This is a genomic window from Rubrobacter sp. M3-4 (assembly GCF_059772285.1).
The window spans coordinates 41,265-63,054 of sequence record NZ_JCBAJP010000015.1 but is presented as its reverse complement, the minus strand read 5'-3'; the positions used below and the strand labels follow the sequence as shown (position 1 = coordinate 63,054).

The 21,790-nt window shown below is 61.4% G+C and carries 19 protein-coding genes and 1 pseudogene; 14 read left to right on the top strand and 6 right to left on the bottom strand.

Annotation, left to right across the window (positions count from 1 at the left end; all coding sequences use genetic code 11):
* Positions 1 to 44: 44 nt before the first annotated feature.
* The 7 genes from AC6EKW_RS13990 to AC6EKW_RS13960 are packed head-to-tail and all read left to right on the top strand — an operon-like array spanning position 45 to position 7,963.
* Positions 45 to 1,418: an aspartate aminotransferase family protein gene (locus tag AC6EKW_RS13990; RefSeq protein WP_498514706.1), complete on the top strand. Its 1,374-nt coding sequence runs from the start codon at positions 45 to 47 to the stop codon at positions 1,416 to 1,418.
* Positions 1,411 to 2,829, top strand: coding sequence for an APC family permease (locus tag AC6EKW_RS13985; RefSeq protein WP_498514701.1), 1,419 nt, complete (start codon positions 1,411 to 1,413; stop codon positions 2,827 to 2,829). The genes AC6EKW_RS13990 and AC6EKW_RS13985 overlap by 8 nt, the downstream gene beginning before the upstream one ends.
* 2 nt (positions 2,830 to 2,831) lie before the next feature.
* Positions 2,832 to 3,941: a P1 family peptidase gene (locus AC6EKW_RS13980; RefSeq protein ID WP_498514700.1), complete on the top strand. Its 1,110-nt coding sequence runs from the start codon at positions 2,832 to 2,834 to the stop codon at positions 3,939 to 3,941.
* Between the two features lie 4 nt (positions 3,942 to 3,945).
* A complete protein-coding gene (gene speB, locus AC6EKW_RS13975; protein WP_498514699.1) occupies positions 3,946 to 4,938 on the top strand; it encodes an agmatinase in 993 nt (330 codons plus the stop codon).
* Positions 4,919 to 6,445 (top strand): APC family permease, encoded by a 1,527-nt coding sequence (locus tag AC6EKW_RS13970; RefSeq protein WP_498514698.1) that lies wholly within the window; start codon positions 4,919 to 4,921, stop codon positions 6,443 to 6,445. Before speB ends, AC6EKW_RS13970 begins: the two co-directional genes overlap by 20 nt.
* A gap of 43 nt (positions 6,446 to 6,488) precedes the next feature.
* Complete coding sequence (locus AC6EKW_RS13965; protein WP_498514697.1) at positions 6,489 to 7,196, top strand: SDR family NAD(P)-dependent oxidoreductase; 708 nt, start codon at positions 6,489 to 6,491, stop codon at positions 7,194 to 7,196.
* The gene (locus tag AC6EKW_RS13960; protein ID WP_498514696.1) at positions 7,196 to 7,963 is read left to right on the top strand and encodes an SDR family NAD(P)-dependent oxidoreductase; all 768 of its coding nucleotides are present in this window, start codon (positions 7,196 to 7,198) and stop codon (positions 7,961 to 7,963) included. Before AC6EKW_RS13965 ends, AC6EKW_RS13960 begins: the two co-directional genes overlap by 1 nt.
* Positions 7,964 to 7,971: 8 nt before the next feature.
* Here AC6EKW_RS13960 and AC6EKW_RS13955 read toward each other — a convergent pair whose 3' ends face one another.
* The 6 genes and pseudogenes from AC6EKW_RS13955 to AC6EKW_RS13930 all read right to left on the bottom strand — a co-directional run.
* Positions 7,972 to 9,393 carry an MmgE/PrpD family protein gene (locus tag AC6EKW_RS13955; protein WP_498514695.1) on the bottom strand — a complete coding sequence of 474 codons (1,422 nt, stop codon included), beginning with the start codon at positions 9,391 to 9,393 and terminating at the stop codon, positions 7,972 to 7,974.
* Positions 9,390 to 10,184: a cyclase family protein gene (locus AC6EKW_RS13950; protein WP_498514705.1), complete on the bottom strand. Its 795-nt coding sequence runs from the start codon at positions 10,182 to 10,184 to the stop codon at positions 9,390 to 9,392. Before AC6EKW_RS13950 ends, AC6EKW_RS13955 begins: the two co-directional genes overlap by 4 nt.
* A gap of 17 nt (positions 10,185 to 10,201) precedes the next feature.
* Complete coding sequence (locus tag AC6EKW_RS13945; protein ID WP_498514694.1) at positions 10,202 to 11,065, bottom strand: HpcH/HpaI aldolase/citrate lyase family protein; 864 nt, start codon at positions 11,063 to 11,065, stop codon at positions 10,202 to 10,204.
* Complete coding sequence (locus tag AC6EKW_RS13940) at positions 11,062 to 12,240, bottom strand: CaiB/BaiF CoA transferase family protein (RefSeq protein WP_498514704.1); 1,179 nt, start codon at positions 12,238 to 12,240, stop codon at positions 11,062 to 11,064. Before AC6EKW_RS13940 ends, AC6EKW_RS13945 begins: the two co-directional genes overlap by 4 nt.
* An 8-nt stretch (positions 12,241 to 12,248) precedes the next feature.
* Positions 12,249 to 12,791 (bottom strand): IclR family transcriptional regulator, encoded by a 543-nt coding sequence (locus AC6EKW_RS13935; RefSeq protein ID WP_498514703.1) that lies wholly within the window; start codon positions 12,789 to 12,791, stop codon positions 12,249 to 12,251.
* Between the two features lie 75 nt (positions 12,792 to 12,866).
* Positions 12,867 to 13,055, bottom strand: a pseudogene (locus AC6EKW_RS13930) (helix-turn-helix domain-containing protein); the annotation flags it as partial.
* Between the two features lie 219 nt (positions 13,056 to 13,274).
* Here AC6EKW_RS13930 and AC6EKW_RS13925 point away from each other — a divergent pair.
* The 7 genes from AC6EKW_RS13925 (at position 13,275) to AC6EKW_RS13895 (ending at position 21,597) form a co-directional block, all read left to right on the top strand.
* Complete coding sequence (locus tag AC6EKW_RS13925; RefSeq protein ID WP_498514693.1) at positions 13,275 to 14,561, top strand: MFS transporter; 1,287 nt, start codon at positions 13,275 to 13,277, stop codon at positions 14,559 to 14,561.
* Between the two features lie 21 nt (positions 14,562 to 14,582).
* Entirely contained in the window at positions 14,583 to 16,037 is a 1,455-nt protein-coding gene (locus AC6EKW_RS13920) for a dihydroorotase (RefSeq protein ID WP_498514692.1), read from the top strand.
* 27 nt (positions 16,038 to 16,064) lie between these two features.
* Complete coding sequence (locus tag AC6EKW_RS13915) at positions 16,065 to 17,441, top strand: FAD-dependent oxidoreductase (protein WP_498514691.1); 1,377 nt, start codon at positions 16,065 to 16,067, stop codon at positions 17,439 to 17,441.
* Positions 17,442 to 17,646: 205 nt separating this feature from the next.
* Entirely contained in the window at positions 17,647 to 18,702 is a 1,056-nt protein-coding gene (locus AC6EKW_RS13910) for a LacI family DNA-binding transcriptional regulator (RefSeq protein WP_273888232.1), read from the top strand.
* A gap of 2 nt (positions 18,703 to 18,704) precedes the next feature.
* Positions 18,705 to 19,604 carry a creatininase family protein gene (locus AC6EKW_RS13905; protein WP_273888233.1) on the top strand — a complete coding sequence of 300 codons (900 nt, stop codon included), beginning with the start codon at positions 18,705 to 18,707 and terminating at the stop codon, positions 19,602 to 19,604.
* An 8-nt stretch (positions 19,605 to 19,612) separates the two neighbouring features.
* Positions 19,613 to 20,299 carry a class II aldolase/adducin family protein gene (locus tag AC6EKW_RS13900; RefSeq protein WP_273888234.1) on the top strand — a complete coding sequence of 229 codons (687 nt, stop codon included), beginning with the start codon at positions 19,613 to 19,615 and terminating at the stop codon, positions 20,297 to 20,299.
* A gap of 5 nt (positions 20,300 to 20,304) precedes the next feature.
* Positions 20,305 to 21,597 carry a Tm-1-like ATP-binding domain-containing protein gene (locus AC6EKW_RS13895; protein WP_498514690.1) on the top strand — a complete coding sequence of 431 codons (1,293 nt, stop codon included), beginning with the start codon at positions 20,305 to 20,307 and terminating at the stop codon, positions 21,595 to 21,597.
* Positions 21,598 to 21,790 lie beyond the last annotated feature (193 nt).

The following is a 21,790-nucleotide window of genomic DNA, read 5'->3' as shown; positions in this document are numbered from 1 at the left end:
GGGAGCGCAGGCATAAGAACTCCGGCTCGAAGGAGGTCGAAGATATGTCCGGAACGGAAACAAGCAGGCTGCTGGAGAAGGACCGACGCTACGTCTGGCACGCCATGGGAGGTTACGCTCCCGACGGTCCCTCCCCGATGGTGGCGGTCAGGGGTGAGGGGGTTTGGATCTTCGATTCGGATGAGAACCGCTACCTCGACGGGATGTCTGGCCTTTGGTGTGTAAACGCGGGGTACGGGAGGGAGGAGCTCGCCCGGGCTGCCTACGAGCAGCTCAGAGAGCTTCCCTACTATCCGCTCACCAAGAGCCATCCCCCCGCGATCGAACTCGGGGAGAGGCTGAGCGAGTGGCTCGATGGGGACTACGTCTTCTTCTACTCGAATTCGGGATCGGAGGCCAACGAGACGGCCTTCAAAATAGCTCGCCAGTACCACGACCAGAACGGCGAGCCGGACCGCTGGAAGATAATAAGTCGTTACCGCGCCTACCACGGTCAGACCTCCGGTGCCCTTGCGGCCACGGGGCAGGCGCAGAGGAAGTACCGCTACGAACCCCTGAGCCCGGGGTTTCTGCACGTCCCTCCGCCCGACTCCTACCGCCGTCCCGAAGGCATGTCACTCGAAGAGTACGGTCGGGAGTGTGCAGGGTACATCGAGCAGGTGATCCAATGGGAGCTGCCGGAGACAGTGGCGGCCGTCATCATGGAGCCCATCATAACGGGAGGGGGCATACTCATCCCCCCCGATGGCTACATGCCCCTGGTCAGGGAGGTCTGCGACCGCTACGGTGTGCTGCTCATAGTAGACGAGGTCATCTGCGGCTTCGGAAGGACCGGGAGCAGGTTCGGCCACCAGCACTACGGGGTCGAGCCCGACATCGTGACGATGGCCAAGGGTATAACCAGCGCCTATTTCCCGCTCTCGGCCACGGCGGTGAGCCGCCGCATCTACGAGTCCTTCTCGGCCGGGGAAGAGTATGCCCGGCTGCGACACGTGAACACATTCGGGGGGCACCCGGGCGGGTGTGCCGTAGCCCTGAAGAACCTGCAGATCATGGAAGAGGAGGGACTCGTGGCACGCTCTGCCGAGGTTGGAGGCGGGCTTCTCGAAAAGCTCTCCCACCTGAAAGCCCACCCGCGGGTGGGTGATGTACGCGGCAGGGGACTCCTGATCGGCATCGAGCTGGTCGAGGACAAGACGAGCAAGAAGCCGGCAGACGCTGGAAGCATCGCGTCGATCATCGCCCGCTGCAAGCAGCGAGGGCTCCTGATAGGGAACAACTCGGACACCGTGGCAGGCTTCAACAACGTGCTGACCCTGGCACCTCCTCTCACGCTGTCCGAGCGTGAGGCGGACTTCATCGCCGAAGTCCTGACCGAGTCCATCGAGCTTGAAGAAGGAGAAGGCGAGGATGTCTGAAGGTTTGCCCCCAGAAAGGGTAGACACCACCGGTGAGCTCGACCGCGCCCTCAGCCTCGGAGGCCTCCTGGCCCTGGCAGTGAGCGACATAACGCCCATGGCGTCGCTGCTCGTCATCGCCCCGGTGGTGCTCGGTCTGGCCGGTACGGCCGGGTTCTGGGCCTATCTGATCGGCTGTTTCATAGCCATAAACGTGGCCGCGTGCATGGGTGAACTAGGCTCTATATACCCGGTTGCGGGCGGCCAGTATTCCATAGTACACCGCGTGCTAGGTGGCCCCCTGGGGTTCGTGGCCCTGCTGGACTACCTGGTGCAGGCCGTCTTCCTCCCGGCAAGTATCGTGCTCGGGTTCGGAACCTACCTGCATTCCCTCAACCACCTCTTCCCGGTGGGGCTCAGCTCCGCGGTGGTCATGGCCATAGTGACGATAGTCGCGGTGCTGCGCATCCGGGTAAACGCTGTTCTCGTGGGTATCTTCCTGGCGATCGAGGTGGCGGTACTGGCCATTCTGGCGCTGGACGGGCTCACCCACCTGAACCAGCCGCTCTCGATAATCTTCCAACCCGTCGCCGCCAGAGGCGGCGAGCTTGCACCCGTGGCCACCGGAGCGATCATCGCCGCGCTCGCCACGGCCCTCTTCTCCGTCAACGGCTACGACAGCACGCTCAACTTCTCCGAGGAGACACGCGGGCCAGCGAGCCACATCGGGCGAGCCGTGGTCCTCGCCGCGCTCACCGGTATACTGCTTGAGATCGTACCGTTCACAGCCGACCTGTTCGGGGCTCAGAATCTCAAGGCCTACCTGGCCAGCAGCACCCCCCTGACCGATCTCGTCGCGCACACCTGGGGCCCTGCTCTCGCGAAGGTGATGATCGTCGGGGCGCTGTTCGCCCTCTTCAACGCCGTTCTGGCAATCACACTGCAGTTTGCCCGCATCGTATGGTCGAGCGCGCGGGATCGGGCCTGGCCACAGCCGGTGAACGAAATGCTCGGACGGGTACACCCGCGCTACCACTCCCCCTGGGTGGCGACGCTCATCATGGGCACCGTAGCAACCGTGCTCTGTTTCGCAGCCAGCCTGGTGACGGCCGTAACCTTCACAGCCGTGCTCATAGTCACGATGTACGGGCTCGTAGCCATCTCCGCTCTGGTGAGCAGGGTCCGCGATCGGCACCTGAGGAGGCCATCAAAGATGTGGTTCTGGCCGGTACCCCCGATCATCGCGCTCGCCGGCGTGGTCATCGCCCTGACCCAGCAGAAGCCAGGCGACCTCCTCGTGTTGCTGGCGCTGTTCGTGGTTGGGCTGGGTTACTACGCGGTGTATCTTCGCCGCCGCTCGCAACGGTGGGTGCCCCACGTGGATGAAGAGATCCTGGAACCCCAGGCAGCGCAGAATCTGGAGGAGGAATAGAGATGAGCACCGACAAGCCGCCCGCTCCACGAGGGCGGGTACGAGACTTCGGGGTCGGGGTGGGATACCTCAAGCCCGGGCCCCAAAACGCCATCACTGACGTGGCGGGGGTCAGAGTCGATCACAGTACGGTTTGGAGGGAAGAGCCGTGCATACGCACCGGGGTCACCGCCATATGGCCCCACGAAGGAAACCCTTTCAGGGAACGTGTATACGCAGCGACGAGCGTGTTCAACGGTTACGGAATCCTCACCTCGGACATCGTGGTGGAGGAGTGGGGGATGCTGGGATCCCCAATCATACTGTGCGACACCCGACACGTCGGGGTGTGCTACGAAGCTGCCGTCTCGTACATGAGCCGGATCGACGCTGCGGTCGGAGTCGATGATGTATTGATGCCCGTCGTGGCCGAGTGTGACGACGGCTATCTCAACGACAACCGCGTTCTCGGCCTGCGGAGTGAGGACGTCCACCAGGCGTTGGAAGAGGCAACATCCGACCCGGTTGGGGAGGGAGCCGTAGGCGCCGGGACGGGAACCCAGCAGTTCGACTTCAAGGGTGGGATAGGCACCGCCTCGAGGGTGATCGAGATAGGAGGCAGGGAGTACACCATCGGCGTACTCCTCAACACGAACTATGGCAGCAGGCACCAGCTCCAGATCGCGGGGATGCCGGTCGGGATGACCCTGCACCGGGGGATGCCCCAAGAGCACAGGGAGGGCTCGTGCATCGGGGTTGTCGCCACAGATCTTCCGCTGCACCCGAGGCAGCTGAAGCGGCTCGCCCGCAGGGTGGACGCCGGGCTCATAAGGACCGGAAGCGTGGGCAACGACGGCTCCGGGGAGATATTCATCGCCTTCACGACGGCTCACCGCGTACCGCGCAGAACCACCTCCGGGACGATCAACATCGACGTCCTCGTCGAGGGACAGTTCTGGACCCACGGCTCTCCGATGGATCTCGTCTTCGAGGCCGTGACGGAGGCGACCGAGGAAGCAGCCCTGAACGCCCTCTTCCAGGCCGATACGGTCCGGGGACGGGACGGGCACGTCCTGGAAGGTTTCCCGATAGACGAGGGGGTTCGGGCATTGACGGCGATGGGGAGGATTTGAGCTCATGGGCCGGTACGCTCCCCGCGACTCTCTCGAGAGCCCGCGCTTCTCCGGGGTGAGGACGTTCATGAGGCTGCCCAACGCCCGTGACCTGCCGAACAGCGACGCGGTGGTCGTCGGCATCCCGTTCGATACGGGGGCGTCGTTCCGTGCGGGGGCCCGCTTCGGGCCGGAGGGAATAAGGAGCGCCTCGCACCTTCTGCGCCCCTACAATCCCCTGCAAGGAATCGGGATCTTCGACCACATCTCGGTTACGGACTTTGGGGACATGCCCATCGTCCCCGGGTACATAGAGGAGAGCTACGAGGCGATCCGTAGGGAGCTTGAGGTCATACATCGTGCGGGTGTGGTCCCCATCGCACTCGGTGGCGACCACTCGATAGCCCTCCCCGAGTTGCGGGCCGCGGCAGCGATACACGGTCCGCTCGCGCTCGTGCAGTTCGACTCGCACGCGGATACCTGGGATTCCTACTTCGGGAAGAGGTACAACCACGGCACTGTGTTCAGGAGGGCTGTGGAGGAGGGGGTGCTGTCCCCCCAGCAGTCGGTTCAGGTCGGGATGAGGGGTTCCCTGTACGGGGCCTCGGACCTGGAGGAGTCGAGGAGGCTCGGGTTCGAGGTCATGAGCACCCAGACGGTCCGGAGGCTCGGGCCGGAAGAGACGGTCGCCCGCATCCGCGAGCGGGTGGGAGAATCAAAGGTCTTCGTCTCCTTCGACGTCGACTTCGTCGATCCCGCCTATGCCCCGGGCACCGGTACGCCCGAAATCGGGGGGGTCACGAGCGCGGAAGCCCTCGAGTTGCTGGGAGGACTTTCCGGCATCGACCTGATCGGGGGCGACGTCGTGGAAGTATACCCGCAGTACGATGGTCCCGCCCAGATCACGGCGCTGCTCGCGGCTACCGTCGCGTTCGAGCTGTTGAGCCTTCTGGCCAGCGTCAAAAAAGCAAACGTAGAACAAAGTGGAGGAACGGAAGATGGACTCGGCCACCGATGAGCCCAGAAACGAGAGCCTTACCGAAAGCATAAATGAAGAGCACCGTCTGAGCAAGGGTTTCGATTTCCGCAGCGCCTTTGCCCTCGCGTTCGCGGACATCTCCCCGATAGTCGCCCTGTATGCGATCTTCGCGCTCGGGTTGTTCGCGGCCGGACCGGCCTTCTTCTGGGCTTTCCCCGTCGTGCTGGCGGGACAGCTTCTGGTAGCCGCAGTCTTCGGCGAGCTCGCGTCACGCTGGCCGTACGCGGGCAGCGTCTACCAGTGGGCCCGACACGTACAGGGAACCCCGTGGGGATGGTTCGCAGCGTGGGCGTACATGTGGGGGCTGACCATAGCGCTCTCCACCCTGTCGTATGGAGCGGCCGGATTTCTGCTTGAGATCTTCGACGTAAAGAACCCGGCGAGGTGGTTGACGACGCTGGTGGCGCTCGTGATCATCGGTATCGGTACACTGGCCAACATGATCGGACGTCGCGTGCTCAAGGTCATGGTCGTCGCGAGCATCATCGCGGAGGTGCTCGGATCGGTAGGGCTGGGCACGATCCTTCTCCTCTTCTACCGGGTCAACCCGTTCGGCACCCTCTTCGACGGCTTCGGAACCCAGGGCAACGGCCTCTGGCTCACCGGGCCCGCACTCATCGCGGTGGCGTTCGTGGGGTGGTCCTTCCTCGGCTTCGAGTCCGCTGGTTCGATCGGCGAGGAGGTCGAGGAGCCCGAGCGCAACGTCCCCAAGGCGATAATACTCTCGCTTTTGTTCGTCGCGCTGGTCGTGATGTATTCGAGCGTCGCGCTGATCCTCGCCATCCCGAACCTCTCGAAGGTCATGGCGGCCAAGAGCGGAGACCCGGTCGCCTACACACTCACCGCGCACTTCGGCGGGGGGATCGGGCGTCCGCTCCTGATCCTTTTCGTCATCGGCTTCCTCTCGAGCTTTCTCGCGGTTCAGGCCGCCGTCTCTCGCTGTGTGTGGGGCTCAGCGCGCGATCGCTCGCTGCCCGGGTCGGGTCTGCTCGACAGGTTGCGAGGTCCGGAACGGCTGCCGGTCTACTCGATCCTGCTGACCGGGGTGGTGGCGGGGCTCCTGGTTCTGCTCGCGGGGTCGAACCTCTACAGCGTGCTGGTGAACTTCACGACGATAGGCTTCTACATCGCCTTCGGCGTGCCCGTCGCAGGGGCCGCGCTCTCTCACCTCAGGGGGACGTGGAGGCCCGGCGCCTTCAGCCTCGGCCGCTGGAGCGCACCCGTGACCTACGCCGCAACGGTCTGGATAATTTTCGAGACGCTCAACATCGTCTGGCCGCGCCAGACCCCGGGGACACCGTGGTATGTCACATGGAGCATGGTGATCACGACTGCAGTGCTCGGCATCATCGGGATCTTCGTCTACCTCGGGGTGCGCGGGCGGATCAGGGCCCCCATAGGAACCAGGCTGGGTATGCCCCCTGAGAAAAACGAGCCTGGAGCAGAAAGGACGGAAGGTGCTGGGCCGGTTCCGGATGCCGAGTGAGTAGATCCAGCATACGTCCATCACGGGAAGGAGGCAAGCAGGGTTGTCATCGCACGGAGAGCCCCTGAAGGTTGCGATGGTCACGGGAGCGGCCAGCGGCATCGGCGCCGCCGTCTCGGCCCTCCTTTCGGAGCACGGTTGGAGGGTGGCCGGGGTCGACTTGCGAAAACCTGCATCCGACCTTGCGTTGATCGCCGACGTGACCGATCGGGACGCGCTGCGCGAGGCGGTCGACAGTATTTCGCGCGAGCTGGGGCCTATTGATCTGCTCGTCACTGTCGCCGGCTACTACGAGATGGTTCCCGTCGCGGAGATCACCGCACAGAGATGGTGGCGGATGCTGGAGGTTCACCTGGGAGGGACAAGGAACGCGTGCGCGGCCGTGTTGCCTGAGATGCTGCGGCGTAACAGCGGGCAGATAATAACCATATCGTCGGAGCTGGCCCTCGGCGGGGGCGACGGAGACGCCCATTACGCAGCGGCAAAAGGCGCAATCATAGGCTTCACCAAGAGCCTGGCGGTCGAGGTGGCAGGCAAGGGCGTGAGGGTAAACTCCGTCGCACCGGGTCCGACCGATACACCGCTGCTCGAGGCAGACTCGCCCTGGAGGGACCCTGGATTTCTGGGCACCCTGCCGCTGCGCAGGCTCGTGCGCCCGGAAGAGGTCGCGGAGGCCGTGCTCTTCCTCGCCGAAGAGGGGAGCTACTTCTGCGGGCAGGTCATCTCCCCGAACGCGGGAGCGGTGATCTGATGGCCATGCACCCCGAAGGAAGAACCGTAGCCCTGGTGACCGGCGCCGCCCAGGGTATCGGCCGTGCCACGGCACTCAGGCTCTCCGCAGACGGCATGCTCGTGGTGGTGAACGACAGGAAACCCTCCGAAGAACTTGACCGGATCGTCGAAGAGTGCGGTGGGATCCCCGCGATCGCGGACGTATCGGATCCACACGCCGTAGAAGAGATGGTCTCCCGGATTGAGGCTGAGGCAGGGCCCGTGGGTGTGCTGGTCTCCAACGCTGCATACATGGCGATGGGACCTTTCCTGGAGCAGAGCGAGGATGAATGGTGGGCCCAGATAAGGACCAACCTCTGCGGGACATTTCACCTCATCCGGTCCGTACTGCCCGGCATGCGGCGCCTCGGGAGAGGGAAGATCGTCATCGTGAGTTCCGAGTGGGGCGTAACTGGATGGCCGAACGCCACCGCCTACGCTGCCTCGAAGGCTGGGCTTATCTCCCTGGGAAAGACGCTGGGACGGGAGCTGGCTCCCGAGGGCATCTTCGTCAACGTGGTCGCTCCAGGGGTGACGGACACGCCGCAACTCGAGTGCGACGCCCGTGACGCGGGCATACCTGTCGAGGAGATGAGGGAACGCTACGCGGCAGAGAGCCCCATCCGCAGGATAGGGAAGCCAGAGGAGATCGCAGCCACCATCTCCTTCCTCGCCAGCAGCAGATCCGACCCATTCGTCGGACAGGTTCTACAGCCCAACGGGGGTACGACGAGGTGCTGGGCGTGAGCCTGCCCTCACCCGTGATCGGCGGGTGCGCGAAGCAGCCTAGAGAGCCTCGCAACTCCCTCTGGGCGCGGGCCGAGCTCCATCAGAGCGTCTTCGATCTCTTGCACTCGGCTCCGGTCGAATACCCTCGAGGCATTGGACCGAAACTTAACCGCGAGCTCTTCGTCCGAGAGCGGGTTCTCGGGCCCCCCCCGGTTGTGCAGGACACGGACGATTCGGGTGCCACCGTCGTAGAGCCTGACCCGGAGCACGGCCGGGAACTGGCGGGGGAAGATCCTGGTGCATTCTTCGTCCGCGACACAGCGTACGAGAGAGGCGAGCCGTAGCTTTCGCGGGTCTTTGGTGGCCTCATCTGTAAAATCGTCCAGCCCGACTCCAAGTCCGCCACCGCCCAGAAAGGCGCTCGCCACAACGAAAGGGCCGCTGAACCGGGCCGCATACCCGCTCTCGGGCCTCGCCTTCGCCTCACGCGGCTCCGCTATGGTCTTCAGCACCTGGGCGGGTACCCCGAGTAAGATATCTTCGATCTTATCCGCCCTTATACCCTCCCTGCGTAACTCCAGGGCTGCATCGATCGCGGCATGGGTGAAGTGGTTCGCCGGGTAGGGCTTGAAGAAGATCTTCTCTGACTCCCACTCCTCGCCCAGGCCCCGCACGAGAGCGCAGACGTCGTAATCGTCCCCCAGATACGCCCGCAGAAACCCGAACCGCCCCTCGAAAACCGTAGGTGGCCCGGTAAGCCCCGCACGCGCGAGCTCGGCCGCCACAACGCCGCAATGCGCTGCCCAGCCGCAGTGAATTCTTTTCACCGTGCCCCCGGTGCGGTTGGCTTCTATTATCCCCGCCCCCATGCTCGCAGAGATGGAAACGGCGTGCCCGATCTTCTCTTCAGGAAGGCCCAGGAGCATGGCAGAGGCCAGCGCTGCACCCAGCGTTCCACATATGGAGGTCGCATGAAGCCCTCGCTCGAAGAACACCGAGCTGCCGAGGTCCTCGTCGTAACCCGCCATCCCCGCCCTCACCACCAGTTCGTCACCGGCTGCGATCGCAGCCATCAGCCCCGTACCGGATGCACCGGCGGCCTCTGCCGCGGCCAGTGCGGCCGGGACCACAGCGGCGCTGGGGTGCAGCACGGAAGGAAGGTGCGTATCGTCGAAGTCCAGGGAATGTGCCAGCGTGCCGTTTACGAAAGCCGCGCTCGGAACCGGGTACCTGCGCCCAGCCCTCACAATAGTAGCCTGCTCCTCACCACCCCACCCCCGGATGACAGCACCTGAAATCCGGGCCGGCTCCATACCGCTGGCCGCGAGAGCCACGCCCAGGGTATCGAGAAGTCGTCTGTGCGCATCTTTGATTACATCCTCACCGAACTCTCCGGACCGGACACACCCGGCGAAGCGCGCGATCCGCGTCAGGATCGTGTCGCTCATCGCCGCACCACCGCCAGCGGGCGCACCGGCGATCCGGTACCCCCAATGATCTTCAGTGGTGCGAGCACGAACAGGAACTCGTAAACCCGCGCCGTGGCGAGTCTGGAGAGGTCCATAACCTCAATGATGTGTATCCCGCGCTCCGTGAGAAGTAAGCGGTGAACCGGAAGAAGCCTGTGCCCCACACCGGCCTTTATCTGCTCGTAGGCGACAGTCTCTCCGCCCGTGACCCTGATCCTACGATCTGCAAGCCACCGGGCCGCCTCCTCGTCAGGACCAGGGACCCCGTTTTCAAGCCCCACGAAGGTGTCCTGATCTGAGAAGTGAACCGCCCAGCCTGAACGGACGAGAACGGCGTCCCCGCTTCTTACCTCGATACCCTCGTTCTGCGCTGCGTCTTCTAGATCCTTCCGGGTAATCCCGTAGCCTGCGGGTAGGACATCCACACCGTGGAGAGAGGCGACGTCCAGCATAACCCCTCGGCACAGCAGCGGCGGCATCTGATCTATGCCATGGCTCGCGAACCGCCCCCCTCTCTGGGCTTCCTCAGCCCGCACCCCCCCATAGAGCAACCCCTTATGGGATACGTGTGCCAGCGCATCGACATGGGTTCCTGTATGCCCACCGGTGCAGATGAGCTCACTCGCCGCCGAACTCCCGTCCTCCCGCACCGTGTCGCCGTGGCGCCGGGCCAGCGCCATTCGAAACGGAGGATGGTTCGGCGAGTGAGGCGTCTCGGAGGCGAGTGGCTGCGCCAGATCGAAGACCTCCAACCTCCCGTCCTCAAACATCTCCAGAAGCACGTCTCTCACGGCTCACCCCCTCCCGACAGCCGGGCCAGTTCCAGCTTGGAACGGGCCGCCTCGACGACCGCACGGTCGACGAAACTCCCATCTGGCAGCGCGAAGGCTCCAGACCCCAGGGCTTCGGCTCTCTCTGTCCTTTCGATCACCTCTTTAGCTTTCCTGATCTCCTCCGCATCTGGTGTGAAGACGTCGTTGATCACCTTTACCTGCCGGGGATGTATAGCGGAGCGCCCCACGAAACCGAGGGCTCTGAGAACCAGGGTAGAGCTGCGCAGTCCTTCTTCGTCCCGCACGTTCGTGTAGACGCTCCCCACCGGACCGGGAAGCCTGGCGGCACGTGAGGCGCAGACCACGCGAGAGCGGGCGTAGAGCAGGCCCCTCTCATCACTGATACCGAGATCGGCGGCGAGATCGGCCTCACCCAGCCCCATCCCCGCGACCAGGGGATGGGCACAGGCTATCTCGAATGCCCTCTCCAGCCCGAGCGCGGACTCTATGAGGCATTGGATCTTCGTGTTATGTGCTCCTCTACATTCGAACTCACACCCCACCTCGCGCACCATCTCCGGCGACTCCACCTTCGGCAGCCTCACACCGGCCGGTGAGAGAGGGGCGATAGCCTCGAGATCCTGCTCGAGCAATGTCGAGCCGGGAGCATTGAGCCGGACGAAGATGGGCCTGGACCGATTATCTCCCATGAGAACATCCGCAGCCACCTGGCGAGCATGATCCTTCTCCGAGGGGGCCACCGCATCCTCCAGGTCGAGCACCACACAGTCAGCCCCGCTCTCCAGGGCCTTCTCCACCTTGTGCTCATCGGAGGCGGGCACATAGAGATAGCTGCGGTAGAGTCGTCCCTGGCTCACACAACCCCCTTTGCGGACAACTCTTTCAGATCCCTCTCATCAAGACCCAGCGCCGCGTAGACCTCCCGGTTGTGCTCGCCGAGCTTCGGACCCGGCCAGCGAATCTCACCCGGTGTTTCGGAGAGCCTGAAGAGCACGTTCTGCATCTTCACGGGACCGAGCTCCGGATCATCGACGGTGGTGATGGACTCAAGCGCCTGGTACTGCGGATCTCGCATGATGTCGGATATGTCGTAGATGGGCGCCACGGCCGCGCCTGCTTTCTCGAACTCCTTTATAACCTCATCTTGGGTGCGCTCGGCGATCCAGCGCGACACCACCTCATCGAGTTCGTCGGCATGCTCGGCCCGACCCCGGCCGGTGGCGAACCAGCTCTCCTGGATAAACTCCGGATGTCCGACGAGCTTCATGACACGCTCCGCCACGTTCTGGGCGCTTGTCGAGGTCGCCACCCACCTTCCGTCTCTGGTCCTGTACGTGTTGCGCGGAGCGTTGTTGACCGAACGGTTCCCGCTGCGCTGCTGCACGATGCCGAGCTGGTCGTAGACGGTTGGCTGCGGACCGAGTATCGTGAGTATCGGCTCTATGATAGCCAGATCGACCACCTGCCCACGTCCGGTTGTCTCCCTCGCCTGCAGCGCTATCAGGATCGCACAGGCGGTGGCGAGAGCCGCGATGCCATCCGCCAGCCCGAACGGAGGTAACGTCGGTGGTCCGTCGGGCTGTCCGGTAATATGCGCGAATCCGCTCATGGACTCGGCCAGTGTCCCGAATCCGGGCCTGTTCTTGTAAGGCCCCTTCTGTCCGAATCCTGTCACCCTGGCGAGGATCAACCCCGGGTTCTCTCTGCTGAGCACCTCGTAGGTGAGCCCCCAGCGCTCGAATGTACCAGGGCGGAAGCTCTCGATCACGACGTCGGCCTCGCGGGCGAGCTCCCTGAAGATACGCTGTCCCTCGGGCGTGCTGAGATTGAGCGTCACACAGCGCTTGTTCCTGCCAAGCATCTTCCACCACAGCCCGACCCCATCCTTGGCATAGCCATGAGAACGCGCCGGATCACCTTTTGGGTGCTCCACCTTCACCACGTCGGCCCCGAAGTCTCCCAGCACCGTCGCGGCCAGCGGCCCTGCGAAAAGAGTGGCACAGTCTATTACTTTTAGGTCCCTAAGCGCCATCTTCCGGCTCACCCGGAGACACCTCCTTCCCATCCGAGTTTTTTCGAAACCTCAAGACCAGCCTCACGGACCAGCGGGCGCAGGCGATCCACCGTCTCTTCGTTGAAACGATCGACCGGTCCGCACACGCTCAGCGAGCCTATGGCGTAGCCATCGATCCCGAACACCGGAGTAGCCACCGACCCCGCCCCGACCTGACGCTCCCCGAAGGAGATGGCCGTACCCTCACGTCGCACTCGCTCAAGCTCCCCCTCAAGCCTGCGACGGTCCGTTATGGTCCCCGGGGTCAGGCGTTCCAGAGTCCCATGCAATACCGTCTCGCGCAGTTCGGGCATACAGAACGCCAGAATGGCCCGGCTCGAAGCCCCGGCGTGCAGCGGGAAGGGCTGCCCGATCTGCACGCTCATCTTGATCTCGTTCAGGCTCAATACCTGGTCCAGATAGACCCGGTGCGTGCCAACTAACGCCGAAACGGTCGCCGTCTCTCCCGTCTCACGCTGCAGCCTGCTCAAAACGGGCATCGCAGCTCTTCGCAGGTCGAAGTCTCTCAAGGCACACGCACCTAAAGTGGCCGCCGCAGGCCCCAGCCTATAGCTCCTCGTGTGCTCCTCGAAGACCACCAATTGCCTCGATGCCAGCGAACGCAGTATCCGATACACCACTGCCTTGCTCAGCCCAAGCCTGCGCGCTATCTCACTGACCCCTAGCCTCCTCTGCTCTCCGGCAAACGCGAGCAGAACGTCAGCAACCCTGGATGCAGACTCGGTACCACCTCTGCTCCTCGGTTCAGTCGATCCCCTTTTCGTTTCTGTCATAGAAACAATTTCCTTTGTTCCACCTAGCCACCAATATACTATATTCTCAATATTCCACCTATTGACCGGGTAAACCAACGGTGGTACTCTATGGTACACCAAGCTGTTGTGTTTCTTCAAGGGGAACAAAATGACTTACCGGACGAGGGAAAGGCGGGAGTCGGGTTCTACGGTCGGGAACCAGAGTTTTTGGGATCACGTCTGGGGGGTGAGCGGGTGATGCGCAGCAATTACAGGTGGACCATAGTGATACTGGTAGTTTTGCTGGTGGTCATCAACTACGTTGACCGCAGTGCTATCTCCTATGCCATAGGTCCGATCAGCAAGGACTTTGGCATCAACGAGGCACAGTGGGGGATCATCAGCGGAGCGTTTTCCATTGGGTATCTGGTGATCGCTTTCTTCAGCGGTCCGCTCGTCGACCATTTCGGGCCCAAGCGAGTTCTGGGTGCGGCCATAGTTTTGTGGTCCGTGGTCTCTGGGCTCACGGTCGTGGCCGGCGCCTTCGCGGCACTGTTCGTTGTCCGGGTGTTGCTTGGTGTTGGAGAGGGGCCTGGGTTCCCCGCCGCCACCCGGGCTGCCAGTCGCTGGTTGCCGCAGAAGGAGCGAGGGAGAGCGCTCTCACTCATAGTTGGGGTTGGGGTCTCCGGGAGCCTTCTGATCGGAGGGCCGATCGTGACCCAGCTCATAGCCCATCTGGGGTGGAAGGGCATGTTCGTAACCCTTGCCGCCGCGGGGATCGTATGGGTGGTCCTCTGGCTGGTTGCCTTTAAAGACAGCCCGAACGATCACCCGCGGGTAAACGAGGCTGAGCGGAGCTACATAGCCGCCGGGCAGACCGAGGAAGAACGAACTGTCCGCAAGGAGCACATCGAACCGGGCAAGATCTTCAGCAACCTCAACCTCTGGGCCGTGGCGTTTGGATACTTCGCCTGGGGCTATATGTTCTGGGGCTTTTTGTACTGGCTTCCCGGTTATCTGGGCAAGGTCTACAAACTCGACATCACCTCGGTTGGGCTGTTCTCCGTCCTGCCGTGGGCAGCTGGTGTCATAGGAACCCTGCTCGGCGGGTTTATCATGGATGCAGTATACGCGCGCACGAGCAGGAAACGTCCACGGTACGTAATCATGGGGATAGCGCTGCTCCTGGCGGGAGGGTCGATGATCCCCATCTTTGCCGCCCCGTCGCTCACCACCTCCCTGCTGTTTATCTCCCTCGGCATAGGATTCGGGTTCATAACCGGAGGTTTCTGGTGGGTAGCCTCCATCGACGCGGCCCCCGATCAGCCAGGCTTCGCCGCCGGGTTCGCCGATGCTTCGTTCGCCCTCTCAGGGCTCGTCGCGCCGGTGGTGATGGGCTTCATCGTGCAATCCACCGGCAGCTTCAACAGCGGGTTTGTCGTGATGGCCGTGCTCGCCGTTCTGGGGGCAGCAGCCCTGATGCTGCTCAGCAAAGAGAGCCAGCTCCAAGCCGGAGTTGACCGGGAAGCGGTCCACAGCAGATAGCAGGAGGTGACGATGGATCGAATGGACAGTGTTATCCTGGGAGGGAATGCGGTACTTCCCGGCAGAGGTCTTGTCCGTGCGGACATAGGCATAAAAGATGGCAGGATCTGCGCCCTCGCCGAGCAGCTGTCTTCCGGGATGGCCGAGGAGGTTATAGATGCCCGGGGGATGCTTGTCCTGCCTGGTGCGGTGGACGCCCACTTCCACATCGGGATCTACCGCGGGATAGAGGAGGATGCCAGGAGCGAGAGCGCCTCCTCGCTCGTCGGCGGGGTGACCAGCGTCATAAGCTACTTCAGGACCGGGCACAACTATCTCGAGAAAAGCGGTCCCTATTCGAGGATATTTCCCGAGGTACTCAGAGCGACGCAAGGCAACTCCTACGTCGACTACGGCTACCATCTGGCGCCGATGACGAAAGAGCACGTACGCGAGATAGACGAGCTGATCGAAAAGAGCGGGGTGTGCTCCTTCAAGTATTACATGTTCTATAAGGGGCTTGACCTCTCCGGTGCCTCGCGAGACGCTGCCGGGTACACCATGAGCGACGAGTACGACCTCGGCCATCTCTTCGAGATCATGGAAGAGGTCTCCGAGGCTAACCGCTCCCGCAGCGACGGGGCTCGTATCTCGCTCTCCATCCACTGCGAGCAGCCAGAGCTCATACGTCTCTTCACCGAGAGGGTGAGGCAGGAAGGATTGCTCGAGGGTCTCGAAGCCTACAGCGCCTCCCGCCCGACCCTGACCGAGCATCTCGCGGTGGCGGAGGTCAGCGTGCTCGCCGGTCACACGGGGTGCCCGATCAACCTGCTACACCTCTCCAGCGAGGAGGCCCTGGATGCCGCGCTTGACCTCAAAAAGCAGAACCCTCTCCTCGACGCCCGGCTGGAGACCACCCTGCATCACCTCGCGCTCACCTACGAGACGTACAACGACCAGCGCGGGAAGGTCAACCCCCCTATAAGAGCCCAGTCCGACGTCGACGCGCTCTGGAAAGGGGTGATGCGCGGGGATATCGACTGGGTGTGTTCGGACCACGCCTGCTGCTCGGAGGAGCACAAGGAAGGTGAGCTTTGGAGCGCGTTGCCAGGCTTTGGCGGCACGGCCCTCATGTACCCTTTTATGCTCACCGAAGGTCTCCGACGTGGCCTCACCTACGAGCGCATCGTAGACCTGGTGGCCACAAACCCGGCCCGAGCTTACGGGCTCGCCCCGCGCAAAGGTCTCATCGCGGTGGGCGCGGACGCAGATCTTGCAATCGTCGACTCGGAGACCATCAGGGAGGTCACCCCCGAGCTTCTGCTCTCAGCTCAGGAGTACACACCGTTCGAGGGCATGGAGCTCTCCCACTGGCCTCGCCGAACTCTGCTGCGGGGAAGGACCGCCTTCCTCGACGGGGAGATAGTCGCAGATCCCGAGGGCAGCTACATGCACCGCCCGCTCACGGTCGAAGGTGCGCACTTTATTGCTCCCTGAGAGAACGGCAGAACAGAGGGGCATGTGATGCCCGGAAAGTTCGGCCGCGGGCAGGAATACCCGGTGATCGTCGTCGGGGCCGGAGGATGCGGCCTGGTCGCAGCCCTTGCTGCCGCAAAGAGCGGAGCCCGGCGAGTTCTGGTGCTGGAGAAAGGCGAGAAACCGGGTGGCAACACCGCGCTCTCGACGGGTCTAATCCCGGCAGCCGGAACTCGCTTCCAGCGTGAAGCAGGTATAACGGACGATACACCCGAGCTCATGGCGCGCGACATAATGACCAAGAACGGCGGTCAGGCGGACCCCGCGATCGTCACGCACCTCTGCCAGGTCTCCGCACGACTCGTTGAGTGGCTCGTCGATGAGGTCGGGTGTGATCTCATCTGCCACACTGACTTCCTGTATCCTGGCATGAGTCGCCTCAGGATGCACGGTCCCCCGCATGGATACGGGGCTGAGCTGATCGAACAGCTTCAGGCCGCCATCGACTCCGACCCTCGTATAGAGCTCAGAACCGTCACTCCGGTCGAGGCCCTCGTGCAAGACGAGAGCGGCTGTATCAATGGTGTGCGAACGGCCGAGCAGGTAGTCCCGGCACAGGCGGTCGTTCTCGCCTCGGACGGCTTTGGGGCCAACCCTCGGATGGTACGGGAGCACCTGGGAGAGCAGATCGCCTCTGCTCCCTACTCGGGATGCCAGAACAACACCGGCGATGGCATACGCTGGGGCATAGAAGTCGGGGCCGCCACCTCCTGTATGGACGCATACCAGGGGCATGGCTCCGTCGCAGCCCCCGACGGACCACTCGTAACCTGGGGCCTTATCGTCAACGGTGCAGTGCTGGTGAATCGAGAGGGTAGTCGATTCGGCGACGAGAGCAAGGGGTATTCCGAGTTTGCTCAAGAGGTTCTCTCACAACCCCGTGGAGAGGCCTGGGAGATACTGGATAACCAGGTCTATGAAGCATCGCTGGGCACGAGGTTCGACGAAGTGATCCATGCAGGCAGGATCATCAGCGCCTCCTCGCTCGATGCACTGGCCTCCGCAACCGGCCTGCCCCGAATGCAGCTCACCCAAACTATCGAAGAAGTCCGGCTGGTAAGACGTGGCGTGAAACCCGACCGATGGGGAAGGAGCCACTTTGCAAGCGCTCTGAACACTCCTCCTTTTCACGCGATCCGGGTCGTCGGAGCCCTCTTTCACACTCAGGGTGGATTGGTTGTCGACAACCACGCCCGTGTGCTGGATAAAGCAAGAAGGCCCATAAGAAGACTATACGCCGGAGGAGGAACAGCGGTCGGAATAAGCGGAAGGGGCGCCAAAGGTTACCTAGCAGGCAACGGCTTGCTCGCAGCGTTGGGACTAGGCTTGACGGCAGGATGCAACGCCGCCGAGCACGCAACCTGAAACTCCCCCAGCACAGATTATATTCCTAGATGATTATATTTTTTAATAATTAATATCGTTTGCCAGATCTGTAGACACGACTTCAAAGACACAACCTCTAAAAATCTCAAAAGAAGTCCGTAGCTCCCACTTGACATCACACCCATATGTGTGTAGATTTCAGAAAAGCTTTACAGAAAAGCTTTTCTGAAATAAGTGAGGACAAATGACACGACGAGTAAACATCAAGGATGTGGCTCAGAGAGCAGGGGTTTCTATCTCCACGGTTTCGCGGGTCCTCAATGAGACGGACTACCCGGTCAAACCGGAGACGAGGGCGAAGGTTCTAGAGGCTACGAAAGAGTTGGGCTTCAAGCCCAACGACTTGGCCAGGGGGTTGCTTTCCAGCAGAACCAGAATCATAGGATTGATAATCCCGGACATCTCCAACCCATATTATCCTGAGCTGTCGCTCGGTGTGGAATCAACCGCCTCTGAACATGGGTATTCGGTTGTCTTTTGCAATACAGGCAGAGATGCAGAAAGACTGGAGCAGTACGTAGACGTGCTGTTACAGAAGAGGGCTGACGGCATCATACTAGCGGGTGGAGGCACCCAGACCAAGCAGGTTTCGCAGGTGCTCTCTGATTTCGATCTCGCGGTTGCGCTAATTGGCAGACACAATTTGCCGTTCCCTTCGGTGCAGATAGACAACCGGACCGCGGCCAGGGAGGCAACCTCTCATCTTCTTGAGCTTGGACACCGCAGGGTGGCATTCATCAGCGGCCCGCTCAACCTCACGAGCGTGCAGGACCGCCTAGCTGGCTATCAGGAGGCGATGGTGGAGCACGGCATTGAGCATGACAGTCGGCTCATCCGAGAAGGAGATTTCGGGGTGCAAAGTGGCTACTCGGCCGCAATGGCATTACTAAAAGGGCAGCCACGTCCGACTGCCATCTTCGCGGCCAACGACCGGATGGCTACGAGCGTGATCTCCGCTGCCATCGACCTGGGGCTCAGGGTGCCTGAAGATCTTTCGGTAGTTGGTTTCGACAATACCGTGCTCGCTTCTCAAGTAAGGCCGTCGCTGACGACCGTCTCGGTCCCAGCGTACGAGATGGGGTCTGCAGCCATGAAACTGTTGATCGACACGCTTTCTGGCAAGAAGTGTCCTCAAGTGGTCTGGCTCTCCACCGAACTGGTTATTCGGCAATCAACGGGGCCACCATCCGAAGGGGATCAGTCCGAGGTGCACACGATTGAAAAGAAAGGAGAGAGATAAGCGTGAATGATCACAGGATGAATGGGGCTGGACAGACGCGCAAGCACAACCTGCTGACCATGTCATTCGCAGAAGTCGAGGAACGCCTCCAGGAGGAGGGTCAGGATATCGTGCTCGTGCCGCTGGGTAGCACTGAGAAACATGGGGCTCATATACCGCTTGGCACCGACAGCTATGTAACCATGGAGGTGGTCGAGCGGACCGCGGAGATTGTGGACGTGATGTACACACCGCTTGAGCCCTTCGGATACTCCCCGCACCACATGGGCCGTCATCTAGAAGGGGCGGGCACCATTACACTCGCCGCGGAGACTTATCGTCGAATAATGAACGATGTGGCGCGCAGCCTCATATACCACGGCTTCAAGAAGATCATCTTCGTCAGCCACCACGGCTCAAACACCAAGCCTATAGATGAGGTCATGCGCGCACTACGCTATCGGACCGGGGCCTTCATTGCCTTCTACAAGACTCCTACGGAACGGGAAGCTAGCGTCGTTCAGGATCTCTTCGATAACCCGCCGGAAGAGACACCGGGATGGCATTCCAGCGAGTTGGAGACTTCTTGCCTTATGGCGTGTGGCGATGGGCTGGTGGATATGAGCAGGGCAGTAGAAGATAGGGCACATGCCCCAGCTTACATGGGAGAGGCATTCTCCAAGATCGACGGGACGGCTACGGTTAAGTTCCAAGGTTCAGAGAATATTTGGGTGCCTATGGAACACCATGAGTATTGTGACACAGCGGTGATAGGCAATCCCTTCCGAGCGACCAAGGAGAAAGGACTGGCCATGTTCGAGCGAATGGCCCGTCACCTTGCAGATTTCGTAAACGAGGCACGCAACTTCGAGGTGGAGATAAAGCAGAGCGATTACCCAGAACGCGCTTACTACGAGGCATAAGGAGACCCATGGGAATTGGGGTGTCTGCGAAAAGCAAGGTAGATCCAGCCAGCGAGTCGGTGCGACTGGCTCGCGAGGAGTTGGTAAGAATATCTCACCGGGCTTACCAACGCGGCCTCGTGGTGGGAGTAAGCGGGAACAACAGCATCCGGGTGGGTGGGGCTGAGGCCTTCCTGATAAAGGCTACCGGGTGCAGCCAGGGTGACATGGATAGCCAGGATACGGTCTTGGTCGACCTTGAGGGCAGGATGCTTGAGGAAGGCAAGCGCCCCTCCAAGGAGATACGCTGGCATCTAGCGATCTACAGGCAGAATCCCAGGGTAGGAGGGATAGTACATGTTCACCCTCCGTACGCGACCGCATGGGCGGTGGCTAATCGCATCCCGCCTCTGGTACACACGGCGGCACGGGGCATACTCAAGAAGATCGCGCTTATAGACCTTGCTCCTTCTGGTTCCGAAGAGCTTGCGGAGATGGTCACAAAAACGTTCTCAGATGAGAATCTCTGTGTAGCGCTGATGCGTGAGCACGGCATCATCGCCGTGGGTTCAAATCTTAGAGAAGCTTACTACAGGGCCGAGTATCTGGAGGACACTGCCAAGGTTGCTCTTCTCACAGCACAGGTGCAGGTGCTCGGTCCAGACGGAGGCATCTCTTTTACAGGCGCGCAAAGAGATTCCGTAACAGGGTCGTAGCTACCATGGGATCACGTAGCATCGCTGTACTAGCCACACTCGATACTAAAATGGAGGAGGCTACATATCTTAAGCGGGCCATCGAGAAGCTCGGAATGCCGGCGATGGTCTTCGACGTGGGACTCGGTGGTGGGCCCCACGGTTTAGCCTCGGTGAGCGCCGAAGAAGTGGCCAACAGTGGAGGGTCGAGTGTTACCGAACTACGATCATCCCATCCCCGAGACTCAGCAATGCGCATTATGGGTGAGGGCGCAGGTCGCTTGCTAAAAGCACGACATGAGCAAGGAGCGCTGGCTGGGACGATAGGGGTCGGGGGTAATCAGGGAACTGCTATAGCTTCTATCGCTATGCGCATGCTCCCGATCGGGGTTCCCAAACTCATCATCTCCACCGTCGCCTCAGGCAACGTGCGTGCGTACGTAGGTGAATGCGATATTGCGATGATGTTTTCTGTCGGTGACCTGCTGGGAGGGCCGAACCCGGTAACGGCCAACATACTCGCGAAGGGGGCCGCGGCGATCGTGGGAATGGCCAGGGCTGAAGCTCCCAGCGACCAGGCTCAGACAAGCAACTTGATCGCGATCACCGCATTCGGTAACACACACCGGGCTGTTTTGCTTGCCATGCAGCGTCTAGCAGAAGCTGGGTGGCGGGTCGTACCGTTTCATGCCTCAGGAGCCTGTGGTTCGGCAATGGAGCGGCTGGTGGAAGAGGGGGCATTCGAGGGAGTGCTGGACCTCACCATCCATGAGCTGCTGGGTGAGCTATATCCAGAGGATATCTACGCGCCAGTACGTCAAGGGCGGCTCACTGCAGCAGGACGATTGGGTATACCCCAGGTCGTAGTCCCCGGAGGCCTGGAATACTTCTGCTTTGGTGCACCCCAAACTGTTCCGAGGGAGTTGCGTGCTCGCCCCACTCACTATCACAACCCTTACAACACTAATGTGCGCACTAGTTACGAGGAGTTGTATCGGGTTGGTACGGTTCTGGCCGACAGACTCAACTCCGCTAGAGGACCTGTTGCTGTTCTGATCCCGGTCCTTGGTTGGTCTGAAGTAGGAAGCCCCGGGGGAGTGCTGCATGATCCGAGGGCCAATGCCGGTTTTGTCGAGGCACTGCGCAAACATCTTGACCCGAAGATTACACTGCAGGAAGTCAAAGCAAGCATCAACGAGCCGGCTTTTGCCAAACGGGCTGCTGATGTTCTACTCGCTTTCCTTGATGGTAAGTCCGCGAAGCTGCTTGCAACTTCCGCAGTGCCTGCTCGGGGCACGACTGGAAAGTCGAAGAAGTGAAGTACGTCGAAAGAAGGTTTTGTGTTTGAGATCTGGACATAACCAGCGATAGAAACCCAGGGGAAAGGAGGAGCTACATGACAACTTCGAAGACCAGAGTGCGGCAAGGCAACACAAATGAAGAGCGTGCCATCCCTAGTACAATGCGGGCCGCGGTTTTATTCGGTCCGCAAGATATACGAGTTGTCGAAAA

Excerpts from the sequence above, each read along its gene's own strand:
- AC6EKW_RS13910 (WP_273888232.1), top strand. The coding sequence starts at position 17,647 with ATGACACGACGAGTAAACATCAAGGATGTGGCTCAGAGAGCAGGGGTT.
- AC6EKW_RS13980 (WP_498514700.1), top strand. The coding sequence starts at position 2,832 with ATGAGCACCGACAAGCCGCCCGCTCCACGAGGGCGGGTACGAGACTTC.
- AC6EKW_RS13915 (WP_498514691.1), top strand. The coding sequence starts at position 16,065 with ATGCCCGGAAAGTTCGGCCGCGGGCAGGAATACCCGGTGATCGTCGTC.
- AC6EKW_RS13920 (WP_498514692.1), top strand. The coding sequence starts at position 14,583 with ATGGACAGTGTTATCCTGGGAGGGAATGCGGTACTTCCCGGCAGAGGT.
- AC6EKW_RS13985 (WP_498514701.1), top strand. The coding sequence starts at position 1,411 with ATGTCTGAAGGTTTGCCCCCAGAAAGGGTAGACACCACCGGTGAGCTC.
- AC6EKW_RS13940 (WP_498514704.1), bottom strand. The coding sequence starts at position 12,240 with ATGGCGCTTAGGGACCTAAAAGTAATAGACTGTGCCACTCTTTTCGCA.
- AC6EKW_RS13950 (WP_498514705.1), bottom strand. The coding sequence starts at position 10,184 with ATGTTTGAGGACGGGAGGTTGGAGGTCTTCGATCTGGCGCAGCCACTC.
- AC6EKW_RS13990 (WP_498514706.1), top strand. The coding sequence starts at position 45 with ATGTCCGGAACGGAAACAAGCAGGCTGCTGGAGAAGGACCGACGCTAC.
- AC6EKW_RS13925 (WP_498514693.1), top strand. The coding sequence starts at position 13,275 with ATGCGCAGCAATTACAGGTGGACCATAGTGATACTGGTAGTTTTGCTG.
- AC6EKW_RS13895 (WP_498514690.1), top strand. The coding sequence starts at position 20,305 with ATGGGATCACGTAGCATCGCTGTACTAGCCACACTCGATACTAAAATG.
- AC6EKW_RS13970 (WP_498514698.1), top strand. The coding sequence starts at position 4,919 with ATGGACTCGGCCACCGATGAGCCCAGAAACGAGAGCCTTACCGAAAGC.
- AC6EKW_RS13960 (WP_498514696.1), top strand. The coding sequence starts at position 7,196 with ATGGCCATGCACCCCGAAGGAAGAACCGTAGCCCTGGTGACCGGCGCC.
- AC6EKW_RS13955 (WP_498514695.1), bottom strand. The coding sequence starts at position 9,393 with ATGAGCGACACGATCCTGACGCGGATCGCGCGCTTCGCCGGGTGTGTC.
- AC6EKW_RS13900 (WP_273888234.1), top strand. The coding sequence starts at position 19,613 with ATGGGAATTGGGGTGTCTGCGAAAAGCAAGGTAGATCCAGCCAGCGAG.
- speB (WP_498514699.1), top strand. The coding sequence starts at position 3,946 with ATGGGCCGGTACGCTCCCCGCGACTCTCTCGAGAGCCCGCGCTTCTCC.